Origin of the sequence: Silvanigrella paludirubra (assembly GCF_009208775.1) — a bacterium.
In the GTDB taxonomy this organism is placed as follows: Bacteria; Bdellovibrionota_B; Oligoflexia; order Silvanigrellales; family Silvanigrellaceae; genus Silvanigrella; species Silvanigrella paludirubra.
Genome location: NZ_WFLM01000001.1, coordinates 334,140 through 351,226 on the forward strand (window position 1 = coordinate 334,140; position 17,087 = coordinate 351,226).

A 17,087-nucleotide genomic window follows, 5' to 3' on the forward strand; every position below is an offset into this window, starting at 1 on the left:
TTAATAAGAATTTATTCAGATTTTAATTAAATCTAGGTTTTGAACAACTTAATTTATAAGTGTTTTAGAAGTTTCATTACTTTTATCTTCGATTTTAAAAATATCATTTATTGAATTGCGTATGAACCATTCACCTTGTTTTTCTAATGACTCTTTTTTTACATTTTGAACATGCATATTTAAAATTTCATGGTCAATAGAATAAATTTTATTAGCTGTTGAAATGTTAATTTTCTTTGGAAGAGCTAAATTATTGAACTTTAATGTAAATATTTTTGTTTTATTTTTATCTAGAATATTTATAGTTCCTAAATTTGAAATTGCTGTCCAAGAAATTTCATTTGTATTATTATAATCTGACAAATTAATATTCACAATTGAATTTTTTTCTTCCGGAATTTCAGTAATTCGAATTTCTGCTGGAGTTGTCGATTTTTTCGTATTTGATAAGTTAATTATATAAATATCTTCACCTTCACCACCATCTAATTCAAGTAAATTATTATTTTCACTTAAATCTAAGTTAGCCATTAAAATATCATTTCCTTTCATTCCTTTTAAATAATCATTTCCACTTAAACCATTTAGAACATTATCCTTATTATTCCCAACTATGATTTCAGATTCGGCGGATCCTATTGCATTCAGGGTTTCCGATAAGGAAGTTAATTTATCTAAACGGATTCCTTTTGTTGCTGAAATTTGATTGTTTATATTTTTTATATCAGAATGATCTATTTTAATATCTGGATTTACCATAACTGTATTTAGCCAATTTATATTCTCTATAATATCATCTGGATTATATACAAAAATATATCCTTCTTTAGATGTTATAATTGGTAAGTTATAGTTATTTTCTTTAATTACATTAAAAAAGTTTTCTATTTTAGCTATTTTTAAATGTCCTAAATTTTCTAATTTATGTTTTTGAATGAGTTCAACCGATTTTGTTACTATCCAAAGATCGTTGTTTTCTCGGTACATTCCTAAATTATCTAAATCGGTATGAATGATATCTTTTTCTTCTTTATTATTTGTGTAAAAAGGTTGTTCTTGGGTATTTGATTTAAATATATTGATTATATCATAACTTTCTTTATTTTCAATAAAATCGCTTTTTGTAATCATATATGTATCGTTACCTGTACCGCCTACTAAATAATCTAATCCAGGGCCACCTACTAACACGTCATTTCCAGCACTTCCAAATAACTTATCATTTCCATTATTTCCATATATAAAATCATCTTCCGATGTACCAATATAAAAATCATTATAATTTGATCCAACAAAATGTTCTATGTTTTCTATTTGCGGTAAACCTTGAGTGTCTATATTTGTAAATTGAGAAATAATATTTTCGTATTTATTTTCATAATTATAAATATTTGTATTATTTTTATCTTTTGTAATTTGTCGATTGTTATGTTTAACAAAAAGAAAACGATTATTATTTTCTTTTTCAAGGAATTGAAGAGAAAGAATATCTACGCCATCATTACCAGATATTTTTATTTTATTATTGTCCGTTTCTTTTGCCAAACTACGGATTTCAAAATAGTCGTCTTTATTTGCTCCATTTAATTCATAACTAAACTGTCCTTTATTTACAATAAAGAAGTTTTTATAATTTTCTTCACCATGAATGAGTGAAACTGAGTTCCCATGTTTAAATTGATCATCAATGCCCACATAAATTAAATTGGCATAAATATTAGCTGGAACATTGCTTGGAATTCTTTCCTTTGCTGAAAATGTTTTCATGACTGAAAATTTACTTAAAGCATCACCGAGAAATACTTTTTCTGTTTGTGGTTCGGCATTGCAATAACGGGAATCATCATAATAATTAGTAATTCCACAGAAAAAGCAGGATGGAGTATATGGCATTTCCATTTTTTTATATTTTTTATTATCTAATTTATTATAATTTTGGGTAATATATTTTTGTTGGTTTGAAAAATTTATATCCCTAAGTTTATTTTCTGGATAAATATTATTAGTTTGGCAATGGTGTATTTTATCAGATAATAATTCTCCACCTGATGAACTGGTTGAACATCCACCCATGTTGCAAGAATATGTAGTACTTTTTCTTAAATTATATGGGTAATAATAACTAATACCAGGTGATATTATTTTAGTAAAATAGAGTTTATTTTTTTCCCAATTTTCATTAAAGTATTTTAAACTTTCGATTAATTGATTTTCTTTCACTTTTACTTTTGAAGCATAAGCAACACCTGGTACCTTACTGTGATCAAATTGCATTCCAAAAGTCATAAGACTAAAAGCACCTAGAGCCCCCTTGGTTTGGCTATCAACACCAAGTTCCGTTAAACTTTCGTGCAATCTTACCGTAGAATAAATACTTTGAGCAGACATAAGAACAAAGCCTGCAGCAGCTCCAATTGGTCCTGCCATAGAAGTAAATGGCATTATAGCAACGGTAGCAACAGAAACTCCCGCAGAAGCAAGAGCAATGCCACCAGCTACTTGATGATCTTGTTTTCTTAATCCTTCTGAACGTGATGCTTGAATTAAATTATCAACACCTTGCCAAATGCTAAATCCAGCCGTTACTAAATTTAATACAACTTGCCCTCCTGCTAAATTGCGAAATATTTTTGGATGTGTTTGCATTAAATGTTTGCCACGAATGACATCAACAACAAGGTCTGCATTATCAAAAATCATTTCAAAGCTATCTCTGCTAGCTCTTAAATGATCTCCTTCTCTTGATAAAAGAGCAATGCTTTGTATTCTTGCAGGAGTATACAAAATATTCATACCAACATTGATTCCGTTTATTCCAGTTAGAATTCGATTTGCTGTAGTTTTTAAAAATTTTACGTGATTTGAGGAAGATTTATCTCCGCCCATCATTTTTTCGGTAAATTGGTATAATTCGAGTTGTTGAAGAGTTGTATGTAATGTAGGTCTTAAAACATCTTGTCGGACAATTTGTTTATAAATGCCATCAAAAATTTGTTTAATCGGTGTTCTATGATCACTTCCAAATTTTGCTTTTAATTTTGATTCATCAACAGGTGAAGTAAAAATTGTTTTTAATATATCCCCTAAAATTGTTTTTTTATCAGAATTCAAATTTGAAAAATTATCGAGGTCAGATAAAAATTTATCTCTATCAAAATAGTAAATTATTTTTTCATTTGTAGCATCATTTGCAATAAATTTAGGTTTTTCAATCATTTTTTGCATTAAAAAGTCAGGTAAATAATAATTTTTGTAAAAAGAAATAATTGAATTTACTCCCGCAAAAACAGTTGTTTTATTGGGGTTATCTATAGATCCTACTTTTTCAATTTGAATGTAATCTTTTGCTTTCTCAAGTATTCCTTTGTCGAGTATAGATCCATCACCCTTTATTATTTTACTTAATATTTTTCTTTCTAAATCATCACTAAAACCTAAAATATCGGCATAATTAAAAATACCTTTTATTTCTTTTGAGAGTTCTTTTGTTGTCATTTGAGATAAATCTGTGTCTATATCTATTTCCATTTTTGCTAGTGGAGCAGGGCCTTTGGCTTCGATTTGTTCTTTTACTAGGCTAAGGTGTTGAATCATATATCTATGAAATAATAACTTTGAGTTATTTTGGCTAGATGTATCACTTTGCTTAGCTTGTACTAAATAATTTTTTGCATTGTTTAAAAAATCAATATTATCTTTATATATTTGAGTTTGTCTTTTTATAAAATTAGGCTCTTGTGTTGAATCAGTAGAATCTATAATTGGAAAAATAGAGTCGAGTGCTTTTAAATAAAAATCATGATAACCGGGACCAGATAAATAATTTTTTCTAGTTTTGTGAATTAATTTTTCAATATTTGTATTGTATTTTAAATCAGAATATAATTTATGCCAAACACGGACTTGTGCTCTTTTTTGAGATAACTCGGTTAATCTTTTTATTCTATAAATGATTCTTTCCAAGGGATCCGTCTTATTTGGCTCTGTATTTTCTAGATCATAATCTCCTGAAATAATTTTATGTTCTTCCGTACCTTCTGCAGCATCTTCAAATTCATATTTGCTTTCAATCATTTTTTCAAATGCTTGTTTTGTAACTACTCCTAAAATAGTAGCACCTGCTCCACTATAGGTAAGCGGATTATTGCCAAAGCCAAAAGGTCCTCCTAATAACATTGCAAATTGCCCTGCTGTTAATGAAACATTGCCAATAGATTTTAATCCAGTTAAAACACGTAGTCGTTTATAAAAATCATTCATTATTTTTTTGGTTTGTTTTAATTCTGGTGAACTATTTTCTCCAAATGCAGAACTGCTATTAATAAGATCAATCCAGCCTGAAATGGTATGCATTTCTTTTATATCATAACCAATACTAACAAGCCCTCCCAAAACCATTTGCGCTTGTCCTGCAGCTAGAAAAGTATCACCCAAAGTTCCCAATAAGTTTACAAAATTTACCTTATCAAAACCAAGGGATAAATTATTTGGAGAAAAAGATTGTATTAAATTTAGTATCGCTCTGCTTTCAAAGGCAAGCATTCCATAATACATGGATGTTAAACCTCCTTCCGTCATCGCACCTGGAAATTTGGTTTCATAATAGGTTTTTAGTGTATTTTCCTGTGTCTCTTTAAATTCTTTTAGTTGCCCTAAAAATTCTAATGACTCATTTGTGTTTAAATTCAGTTTATTTAAATCACTTATATCACGTATTTTATATAAAACTGTTTTTATATTATCAGGAATTTCTTTTAATTGTATTTTTAAATCTGTTTCTTTTTTATCTAAAAGTGCTTTTTGGCTTTTCATGAATTCAGCAGCTTCGGTTAAAATCTTTGAATCTGCGTTTTTTACTAATTTCCCAATTTGTTTTAAAACATTTATTTTGAAATTTAAATTATCAATATTTAACTTAACAAGTTCTGGAGGAATAGTAGCGTCTTTACGAACGTAGTCTGCAATTGTTTCTTTAATTTCTAATTCTTGTGTATAACTTTCTAAAAGTAAATTTTTTAATTCGGATTTTAATTCTTGGTGTTGATCAGAAGCTCCTTCCACACCGCTTCCTACAAAAAAAATAAATGTTGGATAAAAGACTAAACCTTGAATACTATATACAAGTTTTCTAGAAAGCTGTGAACTTTCTAATGCGGTAGCTAGGTCATCGAATCCATCTAGAATAAATGCTTTACTTGCTTTTAATGGAGAAATACTTTTTACAGATTTTGGAGATTTGCCTCGAATAATACGATAAGCAGATGTTAATTTATCTTCCCAAATTAAATGATATCCATTTAAAACTGTTTTTTCTAAGGATCCAAGATCTTCAAATCTTAAAGTGGAATCTAGCCAATCTGCAGTTAATTCAAATTTATACCTATCACTTCCCAAAAGATGATTGATTTTTACCTGATATTTTTTTTCAAAATCAACAATTCGGGTAAAATTGTTTTTTAGATCGTGATATACTTTATTTTGAATTTCCGAATTTATTTCTTTTAAACTGCTAAACTCTTTAAATGAAGTTCCAATTGGATAAAAAGTTGCTGAGAGTCTCCATATTTCTTTTTGGATATTATCTTGTTCTCCTGATTTTTTAACATTTGTATTTGAATTTTTTGTTAGAATTTTTACAATTTTTACTTTATAATTTTTATATGTCTCTTCTAAATATTTAATTTTTTCTGCATTATTTTTAATATTTTCATAAGAATTTAAAATGTGATTAAAATTGTTTTTTTCTATTTCTTCGTTTTGCCTTAATATTGAACTATAATTATGATTTAAGAGAGTTTCAGAAGAAGAATTTAAATTAGATGAACTTTCATTTTTTTTCTTCGCACAGCTTGTTTGTAGTGCTATGGAAGTAACTGTAAAAATTGCAATAAGATAATACTTTTTTATCATTATGGGATTTCCTAGTATTTAATTTTGAAAAAATTATGATAATGATAATCAGTATCATAAATTGCATTTGTTCTATAAAAAGAATTTTGAAATTGCAATGATTTTAAAATTGAATAAAAATTTTTATAAATTAAAAGAATTTTAATAAATAATTATGATATCGTGATTAAATTTGAAATTTATATTTATAAAATTAAATATTTGTGTCAATTTGTGAATTTAGCTTCGAGAAAATACGCTATAGTATATAGCATAAAATAATTTAGGAAAGTTTTCTATTTTTGATCGATTTATTTATTTCCATTTTATATAAATAGCTTTGACATGTTTTAAAATAATACTCAAAAATATATTTATTTCTTTGATGAATTCTTTCATTCGAACCATAGTCGTCATAAAACTCAGGATGAAATTGTGTCCCTAAAATTAATGAACCTGTTTTTGACTCTATCGATTTTACTACCTTGTTATTATCATTTCGAATAGATAATGATGTTGGAGTTAAATTATTTCCAATTAAATCTATGCATTGATTATGCATAGAAACAGCATTCATGTGATTCTTATTTTGAAAAATAGAATGCCTAGAATTCTCTTTTTGAATTATAGCAAATTTTTTATGATCTTCTTGATTTTCATTTTCCACATTTTTTAAAGTTCCTCCAAAATAAACATTAATAATTTGACAGCCTCTACAAATTCCTAAAAGGGGTAGTCCTAAAGTAACACAACGATTGATAATAAATAATTCTAGGATTGTTCGAATTGGATCTGAGCTAAGTAAATTATCTAATGGTTCAGTTTCAACTTGATAAAAATATTTTTCAATATCAATTCCGCCAGGAAGAATCATCCCATTGCAATTATTTAGTTTTGTATAAGCATAATTTTTAATTTTTGAAATATTTATATAATTATTTGAATTTGAAAATAAATAATTTAAAAACTCGTTGCTCGCATTCCCATGACTTTCTTTTAAAGGAACTGGTCTAGCAGGTATTGGGGGAGGGAATATTTTTTTTGAGTCATGAATGTTTTGATTTCTATTTTGAGGAATAAGAGGAGGTGTTCTGAATGTTAATTGTCTTAAGTTTTCTCCTAATGTTTTTCTTAGAGGAAAGGTTTTTAATTCATTTAATAAGAAATTTATATTGATTCCAATTTCGTCTTTATTTATTTCTAAAACATGATGATCAAAATCATCGATTGCACTTCGAACAAGTGGAGTTGTTATACCTTTATTACTATTTTTATCCCAAAGTAATCCTATAATTAAGTTTTCTTTCATAATAAAACTCCAATTAAATAAAAAATATTTTATTTAATATTATATATTTATTTCATCTATAATTTATAACTATAGATGAAATTTAAATTACTATTAAATAATATATTTTACAATATTAAGAGTGATAAAAAAAATTAAAAATTAAATATTCTATAATTAAACAAATATTTAATTTTTTAAAAATAATTTTATTTAATAATAAAAAAATAGAATCATTTAAATTAAATCAATTATTTTATAATATAGTTAAATTATTTTATGGAGTAATTATCCAATTGATCCGTTTTATAACACCAACATTTTCTTGTTCTCTTTTTGCTGCTTTGCAATTAAGTAACTTTGCAGCTTGTAAAGCAATTTCATCAATTTTGTAACCTGTACCTTTTATCAGTTTTGCTTCTGTCACTTTACCTTGACTATTAATTTGAATTTCAATGATTACGGATCCACTCGTAACTCCCGCATTTGTAGCATCTTCAGATAAATTTATTTCTGGAAGAGTGCATTGTGCTGTTTTATCTACAGTAGATTCAGCGGAGTAAAATTCTTTGCTTGGGTTTGAGGATTGTCCCTCCGGAGTTGGGTTGTCAACGCTTTTTGCTTGTGAGGAAGGAATTGAGGTATCTGCTGGAATTTCTTTTTGAATATTTTGTTTAGGCATAGTAGCTGATTTTATAAGTTCTTCTTTTGGAATTTGCTTTTCCTGAGGTTTTTGAATTGTTTGTTTATTTGATTTTGCATTTTTAGCAGCAAGCTGGATTGTATTGGTAGAAACAGATATTTTTATAAATTCAACTGGGTTTTGTCTAATTAAAACAATAGCAAATACTAAAAAGACATGAAAAAGAATGCTATAACCTACACGGGTTAAATAGTTTTCTTCTTTGTCTTTTGAGTTAATATATAAAAAATATTCCACGCTTTCTCCATCATCTTCATATGGAAAATTTTATCAGCTTTCATTTTATCGGCAATAGCATGAGCAATTTTTGCTTCTCTAACAATACTTTGACAACTTAATAATATATCGCAACCGGCATTTAATGCATCGATTGAGGCCTTTTTTAAGAAAGAATCATCTTCAGATAAAGAAACAGATTGTTCTTCTGTAATAGATGATTCAATTTTTCTTTTTAATTTATAATGTTCTGCAATTGCATTCATTCTTAAATCATCACTTATAATAAGCCCATTAAACCCTAATTCTTTTCTTAAATATTTATTTAAGATAATTTTACTTAATGTGGCAGGATTTTTTTCGTCTAAACTAGGTACAATAACATGTGCGCTAATGATAAATGGAACTTCATCATCAATTAATTTTTTAAATGGAATCCACTCTCTATTTTTTAATTGTGATAATGTTACATTACTTATGCTTAATTCTTTATGAGAGTCTGTTGTTGTATTTCCATGACCTGGAAAGTGTTTCGCACATGAATAAATATTTTCTTTAAGAAGAACTTTATTAACAAAAGAAGAAAATTGAGTTACTTTTTCAGCGTCTCTCCCATAACAGCGATCTCCTATAACTAAATTTGAAGGTTCAGATAATATATCTGCTACAGGGCTAAGTAAACAATTGATACCAAGGGCTTTGGCAATAAAAACTTGATGTAGAATTTGTCCTTGTAGACCTTCAAAATCGTTTTGTTCAGCAAATTCAAGAGCTGGTTTTCCCCTTGTAAATGGAGGTGGAAGTCTGGAAACGCGCCCACCTTCTTCATCAATAGAAACAATAAAGGGCATTTTAAATAGGGAATTTTTTCTTGAACAATTTTTTTTAAGTGTAGAAATTAAAAATCTTGATTGAGAAAAACTTTGCATATTTCTTTTAAATAAAATAGTTCCTGATGGTTTTATTAATTTTAATAATTTTATTTCTTCCTCATTCAATTCTCCAGCTGCTAACGATGGCCATAAAAAAAAACCAGCTTGTTCAATGAGAGGAAGTGAATAAAAAAATTTCTCAAATTTTTTAGGAATTGTTTGTCGCACAGTTAAACTCAAGCTACTATCCTCCTACGCATGCAATTGATCTTCCCTTAATATAAGGAGTGGGAAATATGACAAATTATATCTTATCTATCGATGAAGGTACCACAGGTATACAAGCCTCTTTTTTTAGTATGAATGATTTTTCTATGCATGGAAATAATAAAATTGAATTTCCACAAATATACCCTAGACCTGGATTAGTTGAGCATAATCCAAATGACATTTGGGAAACAACGTTAAAAGCTATAAAAAAAAGCATTGAATTGGCACAAGATTCTGAAAAAAACTTTTCAATTAGTAAAGTAACTGCAATTGGGATTACAAATCAAAGAGAAACATGTCTTGCTTGGAATAAAAAGACAGGAGAAATTGCTGGTAATGCTATTGTTTGGCAAGACAGAAGAACTTCTGAGTTTTGTGATTCATTGAAAAAAAATGAATCACTCCGCAAAATGATATTAAAGAAAACAGGATTGGTTTGTGATCCTTATTTTAGTGCTTCAAAAATGCGTTGGATGTTAGAACAATATCCAAAAGCAAAACAATGGGCGCATACAGGTGAACTCGCCCTTGGAACCGTAGATAGTTACGTTATTTGGAAACTTACGGGAGGCGTTTCTTTTGTTACAGATCACACAAATGCTAGTAGAACAATGTTATATAATTTGCACACGGGAAATTATGATCAAGAATTGATGAGTCTTTTTTCAATTCCAAATAATACATTACCAGAAATCAAACCAAGTATTGGGCGTTTTGGAGTAACAAAAGGAATTGAAGGCTTACCTGATGGTATTCCCATTACTGGGAATTTAGGTGATCAACAAGCTGCTTTATTTGGACAAAATTGTGTAAAAACAGGCGAAGCAAAAATCACATTTGGTACTGGTGCTTTTTTATTAATGAACACAGGAGAAAATATTGTTGAGGCAGATAATGGGCTTTTAACCACAGTGGCCTACAGCACTCCACAAAAACGAGTATTTGCTTTAGAAGGCTCTGCGTTTATTGCAGGGGCAGCAGTTCAATTTTTACGTGATAATTTTGGTTGGGTTAAAAATTCAGCAGAAAGTGCTGAGCTCGCAATGAGTTATCCAAGGGATGAAGAAGTATTATTTGTTCCTTCCTTGGCAGGCCTAGGTGCTCCTTATTGGAATCCACAGGCAAAAGGGGTTTTATTTGGTTTAACCAGAGGAACCCAACAATCTCAAATAATAAGAGCGGTCTTAGAAAGTATCGCAATGCAAAATGTCCAATTATTAAGGCTTATGGAAGAAATCAGTGAACAAAAAATCATAAGAGTTGGTGTCGATGGTGGTGCTTCAAGAAATGATTTTTTAATGCAATTACAAGCTGATATTTTGCAAACAATATTAATTAGACCATCAAATATAGAAACAACTTCATTAGGGGCAGCAAGAGCTGCATGTATTGGAGTATTAGAAGAAGATGTTACTTTTATAAAGTCGGATATTGGAAAAGAATTCAATTCGCATATGCCTGAAGCCTTAGCGAATGCAAATTTGTATCGTTGGTTGAAAGCAGTAGACTGTGTTAATCAGTTTTATGGAAGTTAAAAATATTATTGTATTTTTATGTTCATTTGTAATTTTTTAGGATATACTTTTTAAATAATCAAGACACATTTTTGAAATAATAATGAAAAAAATGTGTCTTCTTTTTTATTTAATTAATTTGACACAATTATTTCAAGTTTTTTCAACAATAAAAAATATTAAGAGTAAAAAAAATAATATATTCTTTTTTTGGTTTCATTATTTCTTTTAATAAAGAAACACAATTTAATATTACCGAAAGGAATGACATGACTTTAGAATTTAAGTTTTTAAAATCATTTATGGCTATTTCAATCGCCATATCAAGCAGTAATATTTCTATGGCATCTGATTTAATAACGGGAGCTGGATCTAGCTTTATTGCTCCGGTAATTTATAAATGGTCTGCTGCCTATCATAAAGAAACGGATTCTAAAATAAATTATCAATCTATTGGTTCTGGTGCTGGAATTAAACAAATTGAAAATAAAATTGTTGACTTTGGGGCGACAGATATGCCTTTGACAGCGAAAGAACTAGATGAAAAAGGTTTAATTCAATTTCCAGCAATTATAGGTGGTATTGTTATTATAACTAATATTTCAGGAATTTCTCAGGGGCAACTAATATTAGATGCTAAAACTATTGCTGAAATATACAGTGGCCAAATTAAAAATTGGAATGACAAACGTATAGCTCAATTAAACCCTGGGCTTTCTTTACCTGATAAGAAAATCATTGTTGTTTACCGCTCTGATGCATCGGGAACAACCTTTAATTTTACATATTATTTAAATAATGCCAGTAAGAACGCTTGGGAAATAGGTTTTGGTACGAATGTATCATGGCCAACAGGAATTATGGGTTTTGGTGGAAAAGGAAACGAAGGCGTAACAAATTTGGTTAAATTAACTTCAGGCTCCATTGGCTATGTTGAGTATTCTTATGCAATGCAAAATAAACTAGCTTGGTCACGAATGCATAATGCCGAAGGAAATATTGTTCCTGTTCTTGAAACAAATGAATTTCAAAATGAAAAAAAGGTAAGCGAAGCGTTTAGAAAGTCGTTTCAAGCAGCCGCATTATATGCGGAATGGGAAAAATCAGCTGGTATGTATGTCTTATTAGCGAATCAAAAAGGAGAAATGTCATGGCCAATGACAGCATCCACTTTTATCTTAATTCCTAAAAAATCATCTCAGCCTAAAAAAATAAATGAAGTTTTAAAGTTTTTTAAATATGCCTATACTAAAGGGGATAGCATAGCAGAGTCTCTAGATTATATTTCAATACCAGATAAAACATATAAATTAATTCAAAATAAATGGAATATGGAATTTGAATCAGAAAAAGAAAAATTTGCAATTTCAAAATAATTTTAATAATTTGGAAAAAATTCATTTTAATATAATTATTAATTTGCATAATTCATTGGAAATTTAAAACTACAATTTTTTATTATTTATTTATAAATAAATAACTGAGTTTAAAAATTCTAAAATAAAAGAAAATATGACTGAGTATTAGGGGCTGTCCAACATAATTTCAAGAAACAATTTTCATACCAATATTGAATTTTCAGAAATTTAAACAAATTGCTGCTAGTTTCACAAATGCCAGATAATTTTCTGATTTTCTTTCATAACGAATAATCACCCTACGAAATGTTTGTAAATCGGCAAAACAAATTTCAACTATGTGTCTTCTTTTATATCGACGAAGATTACGTCCATCTTGCCTATTATTTATTCGATCTATTTTATTAGGAGCAATTAATTTCACTTCTAATTCTTGTAACTGATTTTTTATAGGAAATGAATCATAAGCTTTATCACCAATAAGAATTAATGGTTTTAATTTTATAGGCATTTTTTCTATTATTGGCAATATAAATTTTGATTCATGAGGTGTTGCATTCTCAAGACTCAAATGTAATATTTTATTATTTCTTGAAACAATTGCAAATAATTTTGTTCCTTTTCCAGCTTTTGTCCCCCCAATTTTATCTCCTCCTCTTTTAGATTCGGTAAACGTTGCGTCAATGTACGCTTCTTTTATTTGGTATTCTTTATTCTTCTTGTTTTTTAAAGACATGTTAAACAATATAACTCCAAGAATATTGTTTTTTCTAAATTTTTCAAACCAATAATAACAAGTACTTTTTGGTGGAAAGTTTTCTCGTGGTAATAAATGCCATTGCTATACAGTAACTAAAATCCAAATAATTCCTTTCAGTATATTTTTCATTTCATGTTTTCTGGTTTTATAACTCAAAAAAAGTGGAGATATCTCTTGCGCAAGAATCATAATCTGATTTATATTTCTCATCTGGTGTTCCTTTATCTTTTTTTTGAAAATAATTGAACACCTTCTTTTATATTCTGTCAATTTCTTCTAAATTCTATGTTGGACAGCCCCTAATTATTTTTTATTTTTCTAAAATAATTTATTTCAAGTTGACTATAATAATATTTTTTTATAAAATTTTTAAATACTTGTTTCATAATAAAGACAAAAATTTGACTATTTCAATATTAAATTTGATTTTGAATATATAATTATAAGAAGGGTTATTTATGAGTGTTAAAAAATTTTTTCAAATAATTGTTTTATTTTCAATAGGGTTAATTTTTGGTATTATTTTAACATACTTTATTTTCATTAAAAATTCATTTATATTTAATGAAAAATATATAAATCCTGTATTGGGAAGAAAATTAATTAATTTTGAAGATAAAATTTGGACAAGCAATGATCTTCCTTATGATTTATTTTTAGAATATAGTATTATTGAAAATAATTACTATAAATCTTTAAAAAATTTTGCGGAAAAATTAGCATTAAGTATATCAATGTCCCAAGATTTGAGAAAAGATGTTAATTCAAATTTTATTCCAAAACTTAAGGATTTAATCAAAATTGAAGGTGTTAAAGAAACTGATGCAAAGAAATATTATGATAATTTAGTTAGTAAATATGGTACAAATATTTTTGGCGGACAAGCTTTTGACAAAGCTAAGCAACAGCTTTTATTTCAATTAAACAATGAAAAAATAGCATCTTTTTCAAATAATAAAATAGAAGAACTAATTAATATTGGGAAATTAAGATTACTTTTTGAATCTCCATTAGGTATTCCAGCCAATATTGATTATTCATTATTTCCAAAAAGAGGAAATTTAGATTCAAATATTACGTTTATTAGTGTTATAGATTTTATTGATCATAAAAGTAGAGATATTCATCCTGAAATTGAAGAAATGTATAAAAAATTTTCAAGAAAAATTAGATTTATAAATATTCCATATTCAAATTTGCAAAATAGCTTAAATGATGATTTTGCTAAAGGAGCATTTTGTGCTAATGAACAAGGAAATACTATTTATTGGGATTTTTATAAAAAATCATTTGAATTTTTAAATAAATATTCTTCTGATTATTATAATAAGGAAATTAAAAATTTAAATAATATTGTTTTATCTGTTGCTAAATCTACGGACTTAAAAATGGATAAATTTTCTTTATGTTTAAATTCTAATAGAACTAAAGAGATTATTATTAGAACTCATAATCTATTAAATGAATCAACTGAATTTAAAGGTGCTCCTGCTTTTTATTTAAATAAAAGATTTCTTTTAATTTCTTTAAAAGAAATTGATAAAATATTCAATAATTTTTGAAAAATTAATATATATTATATTTATTTTCTTTCTTATAATTAATGAAAATATCTTGGGTTTTTTATAAAAAAATTATAATTTATTGTCAAGTATATTTTTATCAATTAATTTTAGTAATTATGTTTAATAAAATTAATGATATTATTGAATGTAATTTATTATATATTTAGCAATTTTTTTTACAATATATTTTTCTATTATTAATTTTAAATGTAAATTAAAATTTTAAAGAGCTAGTAGGAATGTAATTCTTTCTCAGTAATGATTAACAAAAATTTACTTTATTGCGTTGTGATGTATATAGCTTGTGGAGATGCAAAACCACTTCCAGCTATCGAACAATTTGTTAGATCACCTGTTCCACTAATTTCGCATTTAAAAACATTGCTTGAAGCAGATTCTAAAGCATAAATATAATTATTATAATAGTAAAAGTTCAAAACGTGGTTTAAACCTGAACCCGAAATTTTACAATTACTAAAAATTCCTGTTGCACTTACTGAACAAAAGTAAACATTATTAGCTATGAATGATGAAATATATGAAAAGCTATTATAAACTGCAATACTCTCAGGGGATGCAATACCTGAAGGGGTTGTAAAGCAAGATGATAAAAGGCCTGATAATCCTATTGAGCATACTACCACGTCACTTGCGCCATTATCTGTAGCAAACAAATAATTTCCATAAATAGTTAGGTCTGAAAGATCTGAAAATCCAGACCCAGTAGTAGAACAACCTGTAAGTGATCCTGTAGAATCAATATTGCATATTGTTAAAGTTGAAGTATCAGTACTTGAAATATATAAATATCCATTATTAGCAGCAATACCAAAAAATGGATTGCCTGTTCCAGTAATTTCTGAATTGCATCCTGTTAATTTACCATCTAAATTAATTAAGCATTTAAAAATTTTATTTGCAAAATCATCAACAATATAAGCATAATTATTATATATCGTCATTGTTGAAAGATTTGTAAATCCACTTGAAGCAGCGATTAAACAATTAGATAAATTACCCGTCTCTCCAACTGTACATACCGTAATCTTAGTTTTACCAACAATATAAGCATAAGTAATAGATGAAGTTGTAACTTGAACAGTATAACTAGATGTAGAAAATTTATTTTCTGAAGTTACGGTATATGTTACCTTACTAGAAAAATCCATAATTGATATGCCACTGATTTGTGATACACCATTGACAAATACATTAGAATTTGTAGAAAAAGAAAAGTAAGCAATTAATTTATTAAGATTTGTTCCATGAGGCAAACCTCTTACTTTAATAGTTTTATTTAATTCGTCAATTAAGCCATTGTAATTTGTTCCATTAACAATAATTGAGAAGGTCAATATTTGAGACTCTGAATTAGAAACGAGAGAGTGTTTAACTCGAGAGCAACTACATAATATTATAAAAAAAATAATAATTTTTTTCAAGTCAATCCTGTTGTTAGGTTATTAATAAAATAATATTATTTACTCTTAATGATATTATATGAAAATTTATTAAAAAAAATACTCTAAAAAGCTAAATTATGACTACAATATAGAAAAATATTGCCTATTTAACTTAACCCTATTTTTAAATAAAAATTTCTCAATTTTTTTAAATCTTGATAAAAGCTTATTATAAGGAAAAGAAAAAATTATTAATCTTTAATGTCCATTGGTTGAAACAGTTACTGTATAATTTACATCAAATGAATCAAATCTAGTAAAAACATAAATCACTGGACTCATAAAATTATTAGTTGTAACTCCCTGAGATTGTGTTACTCCGTTTACTTTTACCACAACATGAGGTGCTAATGAATAATACGCTACTAAGTTGCTTAAATCTGTTCCAAATGGGAGCCCGATGACATTTATTGTATGATTAATATGATCAATGTTTCCTAAATAAAATATATTAGAAAGTTTGAAATAAAATATTGCAAATGGAGGTGGTAGTACACTAACATTAATTGTATAATTAGCAATGGTGATACCATCTTGAGCAGTAATTGTATAGGTAACAGGGTTAGTAAAATCATTAGGGGTAGTGGTGCTAACTTGTGTAGTTCCATTAACTGTAGCTGTAGCACCTGAAGAAAGTGTAAATGCAGCAATTAAGTTAGTAAGATCTGTCCCGTATGGTAGTCTACTAACATCAATAGTATAATTAGATTGATCAATTATTCCATCATACGAAGTTCCATTTATATTAAAAGAAAATGTAAATATTTGATCTCCAGGGTCAATTGTTACTGTATAAATTGCAATGGTGATACCATCTTGAGCAGTAATTGTATAGGTAACAGGGTTGGTAAAATCATTAGCGGTAGTGGCGCTAACTTGTGTAGTTCCATTAACTGTAGCAGAAGCGCCAGCAGAGAGAGAAAATGTAGCAACTAAGCTGGTGAGATCTGTTCCAAAAGGAACACCACTTACATTTATAGTGAAATTTTGTTGATCAATTGTTCCATAATATGAAGTTCCATTTATATTAAAAGAAAAAGTTAATATTAAAGTACCAGGGTCTGCATCATATGTAACAGTAACAGTGTAGCTGTTGTTAGAAACTCCATCTTGAGCAGTAATTGTATAGGTAACAGGGTTGGTAAAATCATTAGCGGTAGTGGTGCTAACTTGTGTAGTTCCATTAATC

9 protein-coding genes and 1 pseudogene are annotated in these 17,087 nt (G+C 27.7%); 3 read left to right on the forward strand and 7 right to left on the reverse strand.

Annotation, left to right across the window (positions count from 1 at the left end):
* Positions 1-48: 48 nt before the first annotated feature.
* The 4 genes from GCL60_RS01685 to GCL60_RS01700 form a co-directional block, all read right to left on the reverse strand.
* Complete coding sequence (locus GCL60_RS01685) at positions 49-5,910, reverse strand: calcium-binding protein (RefSeq protein WP_153418127.1); 5,862 nt, start codon at positions 5,908-5,910, stop codon at positions 49-51.
* A 262-nt stretch (positions 5,911-6,172) separates the two neighbouring features.
* Positions 6,173-7,198: a gamma-glutamyl-gamma-aminobutyrate hydrolase family protein gene (locus tag GCL60_RS01690; RefSeq protein ID WP_153418128.1), complete on the reverse strand. Its 1,026-nt coding sequence runs from the start codon at positions 7,196-7,198 to the stop codon at positions 6,173-6,175.
* 256 nt (positions 7,199-7,454) lie between these two features.
* Entirely contained in the window at positions 7,455-8,117 is a 663-nt protein-coding gene (locus GCL60_RS01695; protein ID WP_153418129.1) for an energy transducer TonB, read from the reverse strand.
* A complete protein-coding gene (locus GCL60_RS01700; protein ID WP_153418130.1) occupies positions 8,066-9,208 on the reverse strand; it encodes a glycoside hydrolase family 3 N-terminal domain-containing protein in 1,143 nt (380 codons plus the stop codon). The genes GCL60_RS01695 and GCL60_RS01700 overlap by 52 nt, the downstream gene beginning before the upstream one ends.
* Before the next feature lie 56 nt (positions 9,209-9,264).
* On the opposite strand from GCL60_RS01700, the gene GCL60_RS01705 reads away from it, so the two are divergent.
* Together GCL60_RS01705 and pstS are read left to right on the forward strand one after the other, a co-directional pair.
* Positions 9,265-10,773: an FGGY family carbohydrate kinase gene (locus GCL60_RS01705; RefSeq protein WP_153418131.1), complete on the forward strand. Its 1,509-nt coding sequence runs from the start codon at positions 9,265-9,267 to the stop codon at positions 10,771-10,773.
* A 248-nt stretch (positions 10,774-11,021) separates the two neighbouring features.
* On the forward strand, positions 11,022-12,128 hold the full coding sequence (gene pstS, locus GCL60_RS01710) for a phosphate ABC transporter substrate-binding protein PstS (protein ID WP_153418132.1): 1,107 nt from the start codon (positions 11,022-11,024) through the stop codon (positions 12,126-12,128).
* Between the two features lie 202 nt (positions 12,129-12,330).
* On the opposite strand, the pseudogene GCL60_RS01715 reads toward pstS, so the two are convergent.
* Positions 12,331-12,939 (reverse strand): annotated as a pseudogene (locus GCL60_RS01715) (IS5 family transposase); the annotation flags it as partial.
* A 389-nt stretch (positions 12,940-13,328) separates the two neighbouring features.
* Between GCL60_RS01715 and GCL60_RS01720 the strand changes: the two are divergent.
* Positions 13,329-14,432 (forward strand): DsbA family protein, encoded by a 1,104-nt coding sequence (locus GCL60_RS01720; RefSeq protein ID WP_153418134.1) that lies wholly within the window; start codon positions 13,329-13,331, stop codon positions 14,430-14,432.
* Between the two features lie 281 nt (positions 14,433-14,713).
* On the opposite strand, the gene GCL60_RS01725 is transcribed toward GCL60_RS01720, so the two are convergent.
* Together GCL60_RS01725 and GCL60_RS01730 are read right to left on the reverse strand one after the other, a co-directional pair.
* Entirely contained in the window at positions 14,714-15,877 is a 1,164-nt protein-coding gene (locus GCL60_RS01725; protein ID WP_153418135.1) for a hypothetical protein, read from the reverse strand.
* Positions 15,878-16,096: 219 nt separating this feature from the next.
* A partial coding sequence (locus GCL60_RS01730) for a DUF6242 domain-containing protein (protein ID WP_202613982.1) occupies positions 16,097-17,087 on the reverse strand: 991 nt, incomplete at its 5' end.

Coding starts and splice junctions, on each gene's coding strand:
- GCL60_RS01685 (WP_153418127.1), bottom strand. CDS start 5,910: ATGATAAAAAAGTATTATCTTATTGCAATTTTTACAGTTACTTCCATA.
- GCL60_RS01705 (WP_153418131.1), top strand. CDS start 9,265: ATGACAAATTATATCTTATCTATCGATGAAGGTACCACAGGTATACAA.
- GCL60_RS01690 (WP_153418128.1), bottom strand. CDS start 7,198: ATGAAAGAAAACTTAATTATAGGATTACTTTGGGATAAAAATAGTAAT.
- pstS (WP_153418132.1), top strand. CDS start 11,022: ATGACTTTAGAATTTAAGTTTTTAAAATCATTTATGGCTATTTCAATC.
- GCL60_RS01720 (WP_153418134.1), top strand. CDS start 13,329: ATGAGTGTTAAAAAATTTTTTCAAATAATTGTTTTATTTTCAATAGGG.